The organism is Acidobacteriota bacterium, assembly GCA_016184105.1.
Taxonomy (GTDB): domain Bacteria; phylum Acidobacteriota; class Vicinamibacteria; order Vicinamibacterales; family 2-12-FULL-66-21; genus JACPDI01.
On record JACPDI010000014.1, the window covers coordinates 21846 to 37656 of the forward strand.

Genomic DNA, 15811 nt, shown 5'->3' on the forward strand with positions numbered 1-15811 from the left:
GGGCTTTCTCCCCGATCAACCCGATTCCAACGGCCGGGTGCCGCGGTGTTAACTCGCGTGCATGCCCAGTCTGGCGTTTGCCGACATGCTGCCCCTTGCGGCCGACCACGTGGCCTGGACGCGCGAGTCATTCACCCGCTGGTTCCGCTCGCTGGAGTTCGACGAACGGATCATCGTGCTCTCGAATCGAGAGCCTGTCTGTCACGAGTTCAATGGGAGTGACGCGCCTCTCGCCGTGCGTGGGGGGTCCGGTGTCGTCAACGCGGTGGAGCCGCTCATTCGCGCGACGTCCGGCGTCTGGGTTGCCGCGGCTGGCGGATCGGCGGATCGCCTGGTGCCGCTCGAGCGCGACGGGCTACCCGTGCCCTCCGGCGCGCCGGAGTACCGGCTGCGCCGGGTGTGGCTGACACCGGAGGAACAACAGGGCTACTACGCGGGATGCGCGAACGAGGCGCTGTGGCCCCTGTTTCATCGCGCGCACGTGAAACCGGTGTTCCGATCCGACGATCTGTCCGCGTACTGGTCCGTGAACGCGCGGTTTGCCGATGCGGTGTGTGAAGAAGCGACGAACGTCGCGTCGCCGACCCACGCCGGCACGACCGGCGCGCCGGTGGTGCTCGTCCAGGATTACCATTTCGCCCTCGTCCCCGTGATGCTTCGCGAGCGCCTGCCCCGGAGCACGATCGTGACCTTCTGGCACATCCCGTGGGTGGACTGGCGGACGTTCCAGGTATGTCCCTGGCGCGATCACCTTCTCGAAGGGCTGCTCGGCTCCGACATCATCGGATTCCAGACCGCCGCCGACTGTCACAATTTCCTCGAGACGGTGGCGCGGTGGGGCGAAGTGCACGTGGATCGCGAGCAGGGCATCGTGACGTACCAGCGGCACCGCGTGCGCGTTCGCGAGTACGCCGCGTCGGTCGAATGGGATCCCGAACGCGAGCGCCGGACGCTGCCCGTCTGGGCGTGCCGCGCGGCCGTCCGGCGCGCGCTGGCGCTGCCCGCGCACATCCGACTCGGGGTCGGCGTCGATCGCCTGGACTACACGAAGGGAATCGAGGAGAAGTTCCTCGCCGTCGAGCGGCTCTTCGAGTGCTTTCCCGACATCGCCGGCCGGTTCGCGTTCGTGCAGCTCGCGCAGCCGACACGCGGTGCCCTTCCCGTCTATCGCGATCTGCGGTCGCGCGTGAGAGCGACGGCCGACCGGATCAATCGCCGCTTCGGCGAGGGGGACTACCGCCCGATCCTGCTGCTCGAAGGGAATCACGGCGCGGACGAGATCGACCGGTACTTCCGCGCGGCGGATGTCTGTTACGTCAACAGCCTGCACGACGGGATGAACCTGGTGAGCAAGGAGTTCGCGAGGGCGCGCGACGATCTGCGCGGCGTGCTCGTCATGAGCGAGTTCGCGGGAGCCGCGCGGGATCTTCCAGGGGCCGTATTGGTCAATCCCTACGACCTGGACGAGTCAGCGCGCGCGCTGGCGGGAGCGCTGGGCATGCCGGAACAGAGCCAGCGCGAGCGGATGCGGCAGATGCGCGAAAACGTCGCAGAGTTCAGCGCGCATCGCTGGGGCGCACGTATCCTGGCCGACGTGATCCGGCTGCGCCAGGATGACCGGCATCTGGGTGCAACCCAGGCCCGCATGTCCGCGGGATAGAATCATGGCATGCGGATTCTCGTCTTCGGGGCGGCGCTGCGCGCCGGCTCCTATAACAGGAAGCTCGCCGCGCTCGCCGCCGCACGCTTCGCCGCGCTCGGCGCCGAGGTCGATCACGCCGACTTCCGCGAGTTCGAGTCGCCGATCTATGACGGCGACCTCGAGGCCACGTCGGGGCTCCCGCCCCGGGTGCGGCAATTCAACGAACGCGTCAAGGCCGCCGGCGCGTTCGCCATCTCCACGCCCGAATACAATTTTTCTGTGCCTGGATCCCTGAAGAATCTCATCGACTGGTCGTCGCGCGAGCGGCCCATCGTGTGGAAGGGCAAGCCGGGCCTGCTGCTCGGCGCGTCGCCGTCGACGATCGGCGCCCAGCGCAGCCTGTGGGCGCTGCGCGTGCCGCTCGAGGCGCTGGGGGCGCACCTGTACCCGGACATGTTCTCGCTCGCGCAGGCCGACCAGAAACTCGACGCGTCCGGGCAGATCACCGATGAAAAGCTGGTGAAAAGGCTGAGCGACCTGACGGCGGCGTTTCTCGCGTTCGCCGGCGCGCTGTATTCACCGCGGAACGCGCAGAAGACGCAGAGGTGACCCGCGGACGGGAAACCGTCCGCGGGCATGATGCCAGGTTAGTTCTGGACCGACGGGCAGGTGCCGGTGGTCTCGCGGACGCTGGTCACCTCGAGCTCCTTCAGTTTCAAGTCCTTGCTCGTCACATCGATGCCGCTCGGCGGCGTGCCGGCCGTCGGGCCGCCGGTCGGCCCGGTCGCGCCGCGCTCACCCGCCTTCAGCGTGCCGGTGATCTCCACGCGGCGGCCGACGAACTGCTCGACCTGGCCCTCGTTCGCTCCGGTCAGCTCGTACGCCAGACCTGCGGTCGACGCGGCGCCGGAAGTGCCGGTCGGCGTTTCAGCCGGGGTTTCAGGTGTGCCGGCCGATGCCTTCCTGGCGTTCGCAAGCACGAACTCGTTCCCGACGCCGACGCCCGTTCCCATGGCGCCACCGCGACCCTGATCGTGCGTCCTGCGATAGTCGGCCTCGCGCACCACGCACCCGACCACGGTAATTTCGGACTCCTGCCGTGGAGCCGAGGTCGCGGCCTGGCTCTGGGGCTGCGCGGGTGTCTGCCCGGCCCCTGTCGTCTGCGCGAACACGGCCGTACCCAAGATCGCCACAGCGGCAAGGGTCACGGCGCTCGACAACGTCACTTTCATTGGCTTGCCTCCTGCTGAGTGATTCACGTTGCCGACCTCTCCTGCAAGCACCGGACCTCACGAACCTCTGCCGCATCACTCCTTCAGCGCCACCGGTTCGTCCTCGGGTTCGAGCGTCGTCATCTCTGCGGCGAGCATCTGCTCGCCCGCGCCGGCGCGCACGCGGCCGGCGCCCTCCTCCGCCGGAAGCGCCAGCGCCACCAGGAATCCGGCGGCGCTGATCACCGCGCCGGTGGCGAACACGCGGCGGAGCGCGGCGCCCAGCGCAGCACGCGACGCGGGATCGAGGGAAACGGCCGAGGCGCCCGCGCCCTCCGACGCGCCAAGCCCGCCGTTCGTCGCCATCCCCGCCGCGAGAATGGCGCCCATGATCGTCACCCCGATGGCGCCCCCGATGCTCCGCGCGAACTGGTTCAGCGAGGTCGCGAGCCCAAGCTCGGCGCGCGAAACCGATCGCTGCACGTGCAGCAGCAGCGACAGCATCGAGAAGCCCATGCCGCACCCGATGAGCGCCATGATGCTGATGAGCGTCCCCCAGCGCGGCTCGGCGCCAATGAGCCCGAGAAAGACGAACGCGATCGCCACGAGCGCCGCACCGATCTGTGTGGTGATGCGATAGCCGATGCGCAGCATCAACCGCACGCCAATAACGGACGTCGAAACCCATCCGAGGAACAGCGGCGTCAGGATCTGCCCCGCCTCTGTCGCGGTCAGTCCCATCGTGCCCTGGACGAACAGCGGCACGAAGGCCACGGCGCCGAACATCGCGACACCGATCAGAAACACGATGATGTTCGACAGCGCGATGAGACGGTGCGACAGGAGAGCCAGCGGCAGGATGGGGTGCGCCGTGCGGCGGTACGCCGTAATGAGGCCCGCGACGCACGCGGCCGACACCACGAACCACGGCCACCGTACGCCGACCACATCCGACAGCCCGACGAGCAGCGCGGCGACGCTGCCGGTCAGGAGCGCCGCCCCGCGCCAGTCCACGTGCGCATGCTGCGCCGGGGCGCCGCCCGGCAGCGTCCGTCCGACGACGATCGCGGCGACCAGCGCGAGCGGCACGTTGATGAGAAAGATCCACCGCCACGAGATCGCATCGGTGATGTAGCCGCCGGCGAGCGGCCCGAGGATCGATGCAACGCCCCACATCCCGCTGAACACCGCCTGCATCCGCGCGCGTTCGCGCAGCGTGTAGATCTCGCCGACAATCGTCACCGACACGGGGACGATGCAGCCGGCGCCGAGCCCCTGGACCGCGCGAAAGACGACGAGCTGCAGCATCGACTGCGCCGCGCCCGCCAGCGCGGATCCGATCAGGAAGATCCAGAGCCCGATCAAGTACAGAGCCCGCCGGCCGCGAAGGTCCGAGAGGCGCCCCCAGACCGGCACCGACGCGGTGGACGTGAGCATGTACGCGCTGAACACCCAGCTGTAATGCGCGAGACCGCCGAGCCGCGCGATCACCGTCGGCATCGCGGTCGCCACCACCGTGGCTTCCAGGGCGCCGAGCGCCATTCCGAGCAGCAGTCCGCCGGTGACAATCTGGCGGCGGAGCGGGGAGAGAGGTACGGACGGGGATGACTCGTCAGGGGCGGGCGCCGACATCAGGACATGATGTCACGGTTGACCGGCAGGTCACACGACGCGCGATCGTCAGGCCTCTTCCTCTGCATCCGTCCGCTCCTCGCGGCTGATGCGATCGGCGAGGCCAAACTGCTCGAGCCGCCGGTAGAAGGCGCGCCGGCTGAGCCCGACGAGCCGCGCGGCCACTGCCTTGTTGCCGCCGGCCTGATCGAGCGCGGCCACGATCCGCTCGCGGTCGACATCGGGCCGCTGGACGGCGGGGGCTCCCCCGCCGAGCGATCCCGGCGCGGCATTCCAGAGGCTTCCGGACAACTCGCGCTCGCTGATGAAATCCCCCTCGGCGAGCATGCACGCACGCTCGAGCACGTTGCGCAGCTCGCGGACGTTGCCCGGCCAGTGAGCGGAGACCAGCAGCTGCTCGGCGGCCGGCGTCAGCCCGGTCACGCGTTTGCCGAACTTTTCGTCGAACTCGCGGACGAACGCGGCGGTCAGGTACGGGATGTCCTCGCGGCGCTCGCGGAGCGCCGGCAACGCGATCGGGATCACGTTCAGCCGGTAATACAAGTCGCTGCGGAAGCGCCCCGCAGACACTTCCGCCGCCAGGTTGCGATTGGTGGCCGCGACGATGCGGACGTCCACGCGGCGCGGCTCCAGGGAGCCGACACGCTGCACTTCGCCCGTTTCAATGACGCGCAGCAGCTTGGCCTGGACCGCCGGCGGCAGCTCGCCCACCTCGTCGAGGAACAAGGTGCCGCCGTTGGCCGCCTCGAACAGCCCGGCCTTCGTGTCGGCCGCGCCCGTGAACGCGCCGCGGACGTGACCGAACAACTCCGATTCGAACAGGCTCTCGACCACGGCCGAGCAGTTGATCGCGACGAAGCGCCGGTCGCGGCGGGGCCCGACGTCGTGCAGCGCGCGCGCGACCAGTTCCTTGCCGGTGCCCGTCTCGCCGCTCACGAGCGCCGTCCGGACGTGCGGCGCCAGCCGGCGTATGAGCGCGAACAGATCCTGCATGGCGGGCGCGCGGCCGATCATCCCGCAGAATTCCAGCTGCCGCGCGACATCCCCTTCGACCGCGAGCAGCCCCCGGCGGCGCTCGGCCTCTTCTCTCGCCGCGTCGAACGCCTGGCGCAGGCGGTCGAAATCGAGCGGCTTGGCCAGGCAGTCGATCGCACCGCGCTTGACCGCCTCCACGGCGGTGTCGATCGTGGCGTGGCCCGACATCAGGATGATGTGGCAGTGCGGGTCCACGTCACGCACGCGGCTGATGACGTCGAGGCCGCCGACATCCGGCATGCGCAAATCCACGAGGACGAGGTCGGCGCGGCGCGCGCGCACCTGCTCGAGCGCCTCCGTGCCCCCCTGGCACAGTACGACCTCGAACCCTTCGCCCGCGCCAAAGCGGCTGATGACCGCAAGCACCTGCGGGTCGTCGTCCACGACGAGGAGAACGGGCCTGGAAGCGTCTGCCGGCTGGGCCATCGGGAATGTTGCATATCGTATACTCTCTGCGGGATTTCCTCCTCATGGCAGGAACCGGGGCCCGACAGCTCGCCGAGGCGCAGCAGCTCCACGACGCGCTGCGCCAGCTCGCCGCGGAAACCGAGGCGGCGCGGGAGGCGGAGCGCTCGCGCATCGCGCGCGAGCTGCACGATGAGCTCGGCCAGTTGCTGACCGGGCTCAAATTCGATATCTCCTGGCTGACCGCGGAACTGGCGCGCACGCCCGGCCAGCCCACGGTGGATGTCGCCAACAAGCTGCAGGCGATGGCGGGCCTGGTCGAGGTCTCCATCAAGACCGTCCAGCAGATTGCGAGCGAGCTGCGCCCGCCGGTCCTCGATCATTTCGGCCTCGCCGAGGCCGTGCAGTGGGAGGGCGCGATGTTCGAGCGGCGGACGGGAATCCGCTGCCGGGTGTCGGGCCGCCTTCGCCGGGAGCTGGCGACGGACCGCGCCACGGCGGCGTTCCGGATCGCGCAGGAGGCGCTCACCAACGTCGCGCGCCACGCCGGGGCGGGTGCCGTCCGCGTCGCCCTGCGCGAGACGAGCCGCGAGATGGTGCTCGAAATTCGCGACAACGGCCGCGGCATCAGCGCGCGTGCCGCGTCGGACCCGGGCTCGACGGGGCTGCTCAGCATGCAGGAACGTGCGCGCCTTCTTGGAGGCTCCCTTCGAATCACCGGCGCCCGCGGGCGCGGCACGACGATCGTGCTGAGGATCCCCCTGCAGCAGACGACATGACCGGCGGATCCACCCACGTGCTGCTCGTGGACGATCACCCCGTCGTGCGCGCCGGCCTCAAGCAGGAACTGGCGGGCACCGGCATCACGGTCGACGAAGCCGGCACCGCCGAGGAAGCGATCGCCCGCCTCCGCGCCGGACGCTGTGACATCGTCGTGCTCGACATCACGATGCCGGGCAGGAGCGGGCTCGACCTGCTGAAAGACCTGCGCCGCGAGCGCCCCGCGCTGCCCGTGCTCGTGCTGAGCATGCACCCGGCGGCGCAGTTCGCGCGGCGCGTCCTGAGCGCGGGCGCATCGGGCTACCTGACGAAGGACAGCCCGCCGGGAGAGCTGGCGAAGGCCATCGAGAAGGTGCGCGCCGGCCAGCGGTACCTGGGCCCCGGCACTCCGCAGGAGCCCGGCGGGACCCCGCAGCACGACCGGCTGTCGGACCGGGAATACCAGGTGATGCGCATGCTGGCGGCGGGCAAGTCCGTGTCGCAGATCGCGACCGACCTTTCGCTCAGCATCAAGAGCATCAGCACGTACCGCGTCCGCATCATGCGGAAGATGGGGCTGAAAACCAACGCGGACCTGATTCGCTACGGGCTCGACAACAACTTGGTGGATTGACGCGTGCCTACAGCCGCACGCCTCTCAGCCTGAGCGCGTTGCCGATCACCGACACCGAACTGAACGTCATGGCGGCGCTCGCCCAGATCGGCGAGATCAGCAGACCGAAGAACGGATAGAGCAGCCCGGCGGCCACCGGCACGCCGACCGAGTTGTAGATGAACGCGAGAAAGAGGTTCTGCCTGATGTTGCGCAACGTGGCGCGACTCAGGCGGCGGGCGCGCACGATGCCGCGCAGGTCCCCCTTGACGAGCGTGACGCCGGCGCTCTCCATCGCCACATCGGTCCCCGTCCCCATCGCGATCCCGACGAAGGCTTCCGCGAGCGCGGGGGCGTCGTTGATGCCATCGCCGGCCATCGCGACGCGGCGCCCCTGCTGCTGCAGCTGCTTGACCACGTCGCGCTTGTCGGGAGGGAGCACCTCGGCCCGCACGTCGGCAATGCCCAGGCGCGAGGCGACCGCCTGCGCGGTCGTCCGGTTGTCGCCCGTGAGCATGACGAGGTTGACCCCCTCCTCGCGCAACAGCCGCAGTGCCTCCGGCGTCGTCTCGCGAACGGGATCCGCCACGGCGATCCCGCCGGCGAGCCGCCCGTCGATCGCCGCCAACACGACGGTTGCGCCGTCGCGGCGCAGCGACTCGGCTTCCCCGGCGAGGGAATCGGGGTCGACTCCGTGGCGTCGCAGGTACGCGGCATTGCCGAGCACGACCCGGCGGCCCTCGACGATCCCTGACACGCCGCCGCCGGTCGCCGACTCGAACTCCTTCGCCTCGGCGAACGCCGCTCCGCTCTCGCGCGCGGCCGCCGTGATCGCCGCGGCCAGCGGGTGCTCGCTTCCCTGCTCGAGGCCGGCCGCGAGGCGCAGCACGTCCTTCCGCTCGAAGCCGGGCGAGGCGATGACACGCGAGACCTTCGGCTTGCCCTCGGTGAGAGTGCCGGTCTTGTCGACGACGAGCGTATCCACGCGCGCGAGGTGCTCGAGCGCTTCGGCGTTGCGAATGAGGACGCCGGCGGCGGCGCCGCGCCCCGTGCCCACCATGATCGCCATCGGCGTGGCGAGCCCCAGCGCGCACGGGCACGCGATGATGAGCACGGCCACCGCGTTGACGAGCGCGTGCGCGAGCCGGGGATCGGGGCCGACGGCCGCCCACACGACGAACGCGCCGGCGGCGGCGGCGACGACGGCCGGCACGAACCACGCGGCGACCGTGTCGGCAAGCCGCTGGATTGGCGCGCGCGTCCGCTGCGCTTCGCTCACCATCCGCACGATCTGCGCGAGGAGCGTTCCGCTGCCGACGCGTTCCGCCCGCATGATCACGCTGCCCGTCCCGTTGATGGTCGCGCCGGTCACGCGGCTGCCCGGCTCCTTCTCCACCGGCAGCGGCTCTCCCGTGACCATCGATTCGTCCACCGCCGTGCGCCCCTCGATGACAACGCCGTCCACCGGCACTTTTTCTCCGGGGCGGACGCGGAGGAGATCGCCGACCTGCACGCGCTCGAGCGGCACATCCGTCTCCGTCCCGTCGCGCAGAACGCGTGCCGTCTTGGGCGCCAGCCCGAGCAGCTGGCGGATCGCCGAGTTCGTGCGGCTGCGCGCGCGCAGCTCCAGCACCTGGCCGAGCAGCACGAGCGCGGTGATCACGACCGCCGAGTCGAAATAGGTTTCGACGACGCCGTGGTGGCGGAAGCTCTCGGGGAACACGCCGGGCGCGAGTGTCGCCGCGGCGCTGAAGAAGAACGCCGCGCCCACGCCGAGCGCGATCAGCGTGAACATGTTCGCGTGCCGGTTCACGACGGAGGCCCACGCGCGCTCGAAGAACGGCCAGCCCGCCCAGAACACCACCGGGATGGAGCAGGCCAGGCCCACCCAGTTGGTCACCCGCATGTCGATGAAGGGTGCGAGCCGCCAGCCGAGCATGTCGGCCATGGCGAGCACGAAGACGGGCAGGCCGAGCAGCACCGCGACGCGGAAGCGGCGCGTCATGTCCACCAGCTCCGGATTCGGCGCGTCCTCGAGGCCGACCGTGCGCGGCTCGAGCGCCATGCCGCAGATCGGGCACGAGCCAGGTTCGCTGCGCACGATCTCCGGGTGCATCGGGCACGTCCACTCGACCCGCCCGATCACGGTGCTCAGATCGGGCTCGAGCGCCATGCCGCACTTGGGGCACGCGCCGGGATGCGGCTGCCGCACCTCGGGGTCCATCGGGCAGGTGTAGATCGTGCCGTCGGGCGCGGGCGGCGCGTCCGCGGGCCTCGGCTGCAGGTACGTGCCGGGATCCGCCTTGAACTTGTCGGCGCAATCCGTCATGCAGAAGTAATACGTCTGCCCCTTGTAGTCGCAGGTCGCCGCGGCGCCGGCCGGCTCGATCATCATTCCGCACACCGGATCGAGAACTTCGACCGGATCGCTCTGCCTGTCTTCGTTCGCCATCTCGTTAGCCTCGCTGTCGATCGAACAGCGTGACGAGCTCGTCGTACATCGCCTCGGACGCGCCGGGCGCATCACGCTTCAGGGTGCCGGTCACGCAGTGGCGGAGGTGGTTGCGCAGCAGCCCGCGGCCGACGCCGCGCAGCGCCTCGTGCACCGACGAGATCTGCGTGAGGATGTCGGCGCAGTAGCGGTCTTCGGCCACCATCTTCTGGAGGCCGCGGACCTGCCCCTCGATGCGGCGCAGGCGGGTCAGGTTCGACGCCTTGATTTCCGGATCGACCGAGAGGGCTTTGCGGCCGTCGCCGTGCGCGCCGCAGCCGCATGCGGCCGCCTGGTTGGGGGCGTCCGCCGGTGACGCGGTCTTCCTGGGCATGGGGGCCTCCGGAGACATTATACATATACCCCCTATCCCTATGTCAACAGGAGCGCGCGCGATGTCACGAGAGGCGGACCGGGAGCGCGGTCGCCACCGTGCCGAACTGCCGTGCGGCGCTGCCGATCGCGGGCGCCACGGCAATCATCGGCGTCTCCCCCGCGCCGGCCGGCGGCAGGTCGCGCCGATCGAGGAACACGAACTCCATCGCGGGCACATCCTTGAACCGCGGCACGCGGTATTGCCCCATCGTCCCGTTGAGGATCTGCCCGCCCGAGAACTCGATCTGCTCGAACAGCGCACCGCCGAGCGCCTGCACGACGCACCCTTCCGCCTGGTTTCGCAGACCGTCGGGGTTGACGATCGCGCCGCACTCGAACGCGGTCACGATCCGCTCGGCCCTGAAGCCATCGGCGGTCCTGGATAACTCCGCCGCCGTGGCCACGACGCTCCCCTTCTCGGTGCCGCACGCGATCCCCAGCGCGCGTCCCGGGTGCGAGGGGCGCGGCCATCCCGCCTTCTCCGCGGCCGCGGCCAGCACGCGGCGCAGCCGCGCGTCCTGCAGGTGTGTGAGCCTGAACTCCACCGCGTCCACGCCAAGCTCGCGCGCGATTTGATCCATGTGCATCTCGCGGGCGTAGTTGTTCGCGTTCGCCGCGAGCGCGCGGTACGACCCCTGGCGCAGGGGCGAATCCGCCGCGCGGTACTCGATGCGCTGATTCGGGACGGCGTAGGGCGTCCGGATGCCGGCCGCGCCGGAGTTGTAGTCGTCGAACGCCCACAACACGACCGCGCCCGCCGCGTCCACGCCCGCGACGATATCGATGACGCCCGCGGGACGGAAGTAGCCCCACATGAACTCCTCGTCGCGGGTCCACACCACCTTCACCGGACGGCCCGCCGCTTTTGCCAGCCGCGCCGATTCGATCGCGTGCTCGCCGCGATGCTTGCCGCCGTAGGCGGAGCCCACGTCCGGCACGATGACGCGCACGCGGTCCTCGGACAGCCTGAAGGCGTCCGCCACCTCGGCGCGCACGTCGAAGGGACGCTGGGTCCCGGCCCAGACGGTCACCTTCCCGTCTTTCCACTCGGCCACCGCCGCGTGCGGCTGGTCACGCACGATCGCGCCGCCGCCCCGCCGACGAGCACCGTGCACGCGCCGCACTGTCCCTCGCCGCAGCCGTACTTGCTTCCGGTCAGCCCGAGTTCCGACCGGAGAATCGTCAGCAGATTGTCGCCGGGCGCCCCTTCGACCTGGTGCGCCCGCCCGTTGATGCGAAGTGTGTATTGGGGCATAGCCTTCCTTCAGGGGACCGCGTCAGTGGTGCAGCGAGTACGTCATCTTCGCAACCAGCGATCGATTGGATCTTCCCCCGAAGGCGCCGGCCGTCCGCCGCGTTTCGTTGTAGACGAGGTAGAAGTTGTCAATCGTCCTGAAGATGCGGTTGAGCCGGAGCTGCAGCACGGCCAGGCTGCCGGCGCTGTTGAACTGGACGTTCGCCGACGCGAGGAGCGTGGTGGTGAACGACACGTTCGAGCTGAGCCCGAGCAGGTGCGTCGTGAAGGCCCCCTCGACAAGATCGATGTCGTTCAGCTCGTAGCTGGACTCCAGGGAGAAGTTCTTTCCGGGCCGGTACGCGAACGCGAGCTCGTACGATCCGTGCGTGCCGTCATAGAACTGGCCGACGTTGGCTTCCGCCCTGCCGCTCACCTTCCGCCCGTTGTACGTCTCGATGCTGATCTCGGCCAGGTTCCAGCTGTAGCGCCCCGGCGGCAGGACGATGCCCTCGTGAATCTCGAACGGGTCCGGCAGATGTTCCACCTGGTTCTCCACCTTCCCGGCGAGCTTGTCTCCGGTCTGGAAGAGAACGCCGAACATCACGTTGCTCTCGCTCGACAGGAGCCGCCCGTCCTGCTCGTGGAAGTACACCGCCGACGGGGTCACATCGTACTGCCGCACCAGGCGTCCTCCGGGGCGGGGCTTCACCGACAATCGCGCGCCCAGCATCCGGTCGTCGCGGCGGATGAACCCCACGCCCGCGCGAAAGTCGTCGTCGATGTCGAGATAGTTGACGCCGGCCTCGATCAGGTCGGAGCGCCATTCCGCGCCGGCCTGCCTGGCCCAGCGCGTGCCCTCCACGCCGGCGTCGGTCGCGGCGGCGGCGAGCGCGGCGACGTTGAGATGATTCCAGAAGACGAACCGCGCGTCGATGCCGGCGACGCGGTTGCGGTCGCCGGCGCCCTGGCGGCTGGTGGCGATCGCCCCGATGTAGGATCGGCCGAGCAGCTCCTTGCGGATCCTGGCGACGCCGAAGTTCTCGCCGTCGCGCCCGGCGGTGCGATCGGCCTGCACGTTCAACACGCCCACGTCGAACCCGCCGGCCTTCCCCGTGAGTTTTCCCCCGGCGACGATCGGGATCGGCTCGCCGCCGGGTGAAAGGCCAATCGAACGGGTGTAGACGATCTCGAGCGGGCGCGACACGAACGGCAGCAGCCCGACTCCCATGCGCAGCAAGTCCGCCCCTTCGATGAAGAACTGCCGGCGCTCGGGAAACGACAGGCTGAAACGCGTGAGGTTGACCCTTTGCTCGTCCACCTCCGCCTGCGCGAAGTCCGGGTTCACGGTGAGATCGGCAGTCAGGTTCGTCGTCACGGCGAACTTCACGTCGTCGAGCCCGATCTCGCGGAGCAGGCTCGCGGGGCGCGAGGGCGACACGGCGTCAAGTCGTTCGGCGCCCGCCAGCACGTACGGCCGGACCCGCAACCGTTCCGCCTGGCGGATCTCCCGCAGCCCCGTGAGGTGACCGGCCTGGGAGACGTGCGTGAACGCGAAGTTGCGGTTCCACGCCGCCCAGTATGCGATCTCGTTCTTCCTCTTGATCACGCGCTCGAAGTTAATCCCCCAGGTCTGCTCTCTCGCGCCGGTGAACCGCAGCGTCTTGAAGGGGATCGCGATCTCCACCGTCCATCCCGTCTCTCCGAGCGCCGCGACCGCGCGCCAGTCCTCGTCCCAGGTGGCATCCACCGCCGTCGCCTCGTTTCGGATGATGCCGTCGAACCGGGTGCCGCGTGCGTTGGTGCGGAAGACGAACGCGTTGCGGTGATCGTGGTACGTGTCGAGCAGCACCGCGAAGCTGTCGTCGCTCTCGAGCGGGTTGTCGCGCCGCAGCTCCGCCGCGCGAATGAGATGCGGCTCCCGATCCGACAGCTCCGCCGCGATGTACACGTGTGTCCTGTCGTAGACGACGCGCACGCGCGTGGCCTCGGTGGCGCTCCGGCCCTCGACCGGCTCCTTCTGCCGGAAGTCGGCCATCGCCGCGGCGCCCATCCACGCCGCGTCGTCCAGGCGCCCATCGAGGGTCGGCCCCTGTTCGACGGCGCGTGCGGCGCTCGCCGGCGGGCCCGCCGGATCCGGGCCCGGCACCTGCGCGAGCACGGCTGGTCCGCCGACGAGCACGAACGAGAGCAATGCGGCTCTTCGCATGCGCGGGTTCAGAACGCCACGAGGTGCGTGTACTTGAACTGCAGCGCGCGGCGCGTCGCGCCTGCCAGCCGGACCTCGTTCCACACGACGTAGATGTCGCTGAGCGGCCGGTGAATGAGGTTGAGCCGCACGTTCGAGAGCCACGCGTCGAGGTCGCCGTTGTACTGCACGAAGGCGTTGAGGAACATTCGCGGCGTGAACGAGTAGTCGAGACGCAGACCGAGCAGGGTCGGGTCGAACGCGCCCTGGGGCAGGCTGATCGAGTTGCGGCCGATGGTGACGCTTGCCGAGAAATGCTGGTTGACGCGCACGCGGAGCCCGCCCGTCGCCGTGCGCTGGCGGCCGTCCCAGAATTCGCCGATTTGGGCGTGGATGTTTCCCGACAGCGCGGCGCTCTTGTTCGACTGGTAGCTCACGCTGGCGTGCTCGAAGGCGTACTCCCCTGCCGCGACGGTCAGGCCGGAGGCGCCCAGCGGAAAGCCTTCCAGAATCCGCTCCCGCGTGGTCGTCACGCCCGCCTTGAAGTCACCACCATCGGCGAACACAATCCCGAAGCTCACGCCGCCGACCCTCGTCAGCACGTCACGGTACCGATCGTCGGCGGTGATCTCGGCGTCGGCGCCGATGGTGTACTCGCGTATGGCGGTGTCGGTGCGCGCGGGGCGGAGCACCCGCGTGTACTCGCCGAAGAAGGTGCCGCTGGCCGGCCGCCGCACGAAACCGAGGTCGTGGCGGAAGGCGTCGCCAACGTGGACGAGCGTGGCGCGCGCCCGATGCGCGCGGTGATCCAGCCGCAGGCCGGCGCGCCCCGCCCAGTCGCTCTCCGCCTCAACGGTGCTGCTGCGCATCGCGAACGCTTCCATCTCGAGCGTTCGAACGGGCCGGTAGCGGAGGTCCGCGCCGGCGACGCGATTGAATGCCGCGGCGCCGCTCGCCTCACGGCCGAAGTAGAACACCCCCGCGGTGACCGACGCCGACAGGTCGCGCGTGAGGCGTACGGCGCTGAAGTTGTCGCCCGGCACATCCTCGAACTCGCGCGTCTGCACGGTGAGAATCCCGACGCCGTTTCGACCCGCACGACCCGTCAGCCTGAGGCCGCCGATGACGGGAACCGGCCGGCCGCCTCTCAACCCGATGCGGCGGCTGAAGAACGGCAGCAGATCGCGCCGCGGCTCCTGGTTTTCCGGTTCCACGATCCCAATCTGGAAGCTCCCCGGGCTCTCCAAGAAGAACTCGCGCTTCTCGGGGAAGAACAGGCTGAACCGCGTCAGGTTGATCTGCTGCTCGTCGGCCTCCACCTGGGAGAAATCCGTCCGGAACGTCCCGTCGAGCACGAGCGATGAGGTGATGCCCCACTTTGCGTCCAACCCGCCGTCGCCGTCTCCCGTCCAGCCGCCCCCTTCCGGCTCGCCGCGTCCCACCGATCCGGTCGCGAACGGCTTCGCCTGAACATGGCGGCCGCGCCGCACGCCGGCGATGCCCTTCAGCACGCCGGCATACGCCACGTTGTAGTGCGAAAACTGCCGCGGCACCGGAGACCAGGTCGTGGTTTCGTTGTCCCGCCTGGCGACGCGCACGAGGTTCAGGCCCCACTCCTGCTCGGGCCGCTCGGGAAAGCGCAGCGTCTTGAACGGAATCGCGATTTCCGCGGTCCAGCCGTTCGGGCGGATGGCCGTGCGGACGAACCAGATCCCGTGCCAGTTGGCGTCGGCGCGCCGGCCGTTGTCGTACGACTGTGTCTCGCGCTGCGCGCCGCCGGGATTGGTGAGAAAGCCGAACGCATTGCGCCGGTCGAGGAACGTATCGAGCACGACGCCGAACATGTCGCTGTCGCGCCCGTTGAAGTCCCGCTTCAGATCGTTGATGATCACCCGCTCCGGTGCGGGGTCGTAGAGCATCGCGCCGACGTACAGCGTCGAGTCGGTGTAGAGGAAGCGCACCTCCTCGCGGCGCGTCGACAGCTCGAACTCGGTCGGCTGCTGCTGGTAGAAATCGGTGGCGGGCTCGGCGAGCTGCCAGGCGGCCTCGTCGAGCAGGCCGTCGATGACAATCGGCTGTTCGATCCTGACGGCCGTTGCCCGCTTCGACGCGCGAATCGCTTCGATGTCCGCGGGCGCACGCGGAGGGTCGGCAGCAGTCGCGGCCAGCACCGACGCGGTCAGCAACGAGGCAAGAAGCACCTACTTTTCCACCAGCGCGAGCGCC

The 15811-nt window shown here is 69.5% G+C and carries 13 protein-coding genes; 4 read left to right on the top strand and 9 right to left on the bottom strand.

Features of this window, described 5'->3' with window-relative positions; translation table 11 throughout:
* Positions 1–61 precede the first annotated feature (61 nt).
* Positions 62–1660, top strand: coding sequence for a trehalose-6-phosphate synthase (locus tag HYU53_05965; GenBank protein MBI2220737.1), 1599 nt, complete (start codon positions 62–64; stop codon positions 1658–1660).
* Between the two features lie 9 nt (positions 1661–1669).
* Complete coding sequence (locus tag HYU53_05970) at positions 1670–2251, top strand: NAD(P)H-dependent oxidoreductase (protein MBI2220738.1); 582 nt, start codon at positions 1670–1672, stop codon at positions 2249–2251.
* A 38-nt stretch (positions 2252–2289) separates the two neighbouring features.
* Here the strand turns inward: HYU53_05970 and HYU53_05975 are convergent, their stop codons facing one another.
* From HYU53_05975 to HYU53_05985, 3 genes are all read right to left on the bottom strand, one after another.
* Complete coding sequence (locus HYU53_05975; GenBank protein MBI2220739.1) at positions 2290–2874, bottom strand: hypothetical protein; 585 nt, start codon at positions 2872–2874, stop codon at positions 2290–2292.
* A 75-nt stretch (positions 2875–2949) separates the two neighbouring features.
* Positions 2950–4485, bottom strand: a complete 1536-nt coding sequence (locus tag HYU53_05980; protein ID MBI2220740.1) for an MFS transporter — start codon at positions 4483–4485, stop codon at positions 2950–2952.
* A gap of 48 nt (positions 4486–4533) precedes the next feature.
* A complete protein-coding gene (locus HYU53_05985; protein ID MBI2220741.1) occupies positions 4534–5946 on the bottom strand; it encodes a sigma-54-dependent Fis family transcriptional regulator in 1413 nt (470 codons plus the stop codon).
* 44 nt (positions 5947–5990) lie between these two features.
* Between HYU53_05985 and HYU53_05990 the strand changes: the two genes are divergently transcribed.
* The gene (locus tag HYU53_05990; GenBank protein ID MBI2220742.1) at positions 5991–6704 is read left to right on the top strand and encodes a sensor histidine kinase; all 714 of its coding nucleotides are present in this window, start codon (positions 5991–5993) and stop codon (positions 6702–6704) included.
* Entirely contained in the window at positions 6701–7318 is a 618-nt protein-coding gene (locus HYU53_05995; GenBank protein ID MBI2220743.1) for a response regulator transcription factor, read from the top strand. The genes HYU53_05990 and HYU53_05995 overlap by 4 nt, the downstream gene beginning before the upstream one ends.
* A gap of 7 nt (positions 7319–7325) precedes the next feature.
* Here HYU53_05995 and HYU53_06000 read toward each other — a convergent pair whose 3' ends face one another.
* The 6 genes from HYU53_06000 to HYU53_06025 all read right to left on the bottom strand — a co-directional run bounded on the left by HYU53_06000 (position 7326) and on the right by HYU53_06025 (position 15786).
* A complete protein-coding gene (locus tag HYU53_06000) occupies positions 7326–9749 on the bottom strand; it encodes a heavy metal translocating P-type ATPase (GenBank protein MBI2220744.1) in 2424 nt (807 codons plus the stop codon).
* A gap of 4 nt (positions 9750–9753) precedes the next feature.
* Positions 9754–10122 carry a metal-sensitive transcriptional regulator gene (locus HYU53_06005; protein MBI2220745.1) on the bottom strand — a complete coding sequence of 123 codons (369 nt, stop codon included), beginning with the start codon at positions 10120–10122 and terminating at the stop codon, positions 9754–9756.
* Between the two features lie 64 nt (positions 10123–10186).
* Positions 10187–11302, bottom strand: coding sequence for a molybdopterin-dependent oxidoreductase (locus HYU53_06010; GenBank protein MBI2220746.1), 1116 nt, complete (start codon positions 11300–11302; stop codon positions 10187–10189).
* Entirely contained in the window at positions 11191–11418 is a 228-nt protein-coding gene (locus HYU53_06015; GenBank protein ID MBI2220747.1) for a 2Fe-2S iron-sulfur cluster binding domain-containing protein, read from the bottom strand. The genes HYU53_06010 and HYU53_06015 overlap by 112 nt, the downstream gene beginning before the upstream one ends.
* 22 nt (positions 11419–11440) lie before the next feature.
* Positions 11441–13606 carry a carbohydrate binding family 9 domain-containing protein gene (locus HYU53_06020; GenBank protein ID MBI2220748.1) on the bottom strand — a complete coding sequence of 722 codons (2166 nt, stop codon included), beginning with the start codon at positions 13604–13606 and terminating at the stop codon, positions 11441–11443.
* 8 nt (positions 13607–13614) lie between these two features.
* Positions 13615–15786: a carbohydrate binding family 9 domain-containing protein gene (locus HYU53_06025; GenBank protein ID MBI2220749.1), complete on the bottom strand. Its 2172-nt coding sequence runs from the start codon at positions 15784–15786 to the stop codon at positions 13615–13617.
* Positions 15787–15811: the final 25 nt, after the last annotated feature.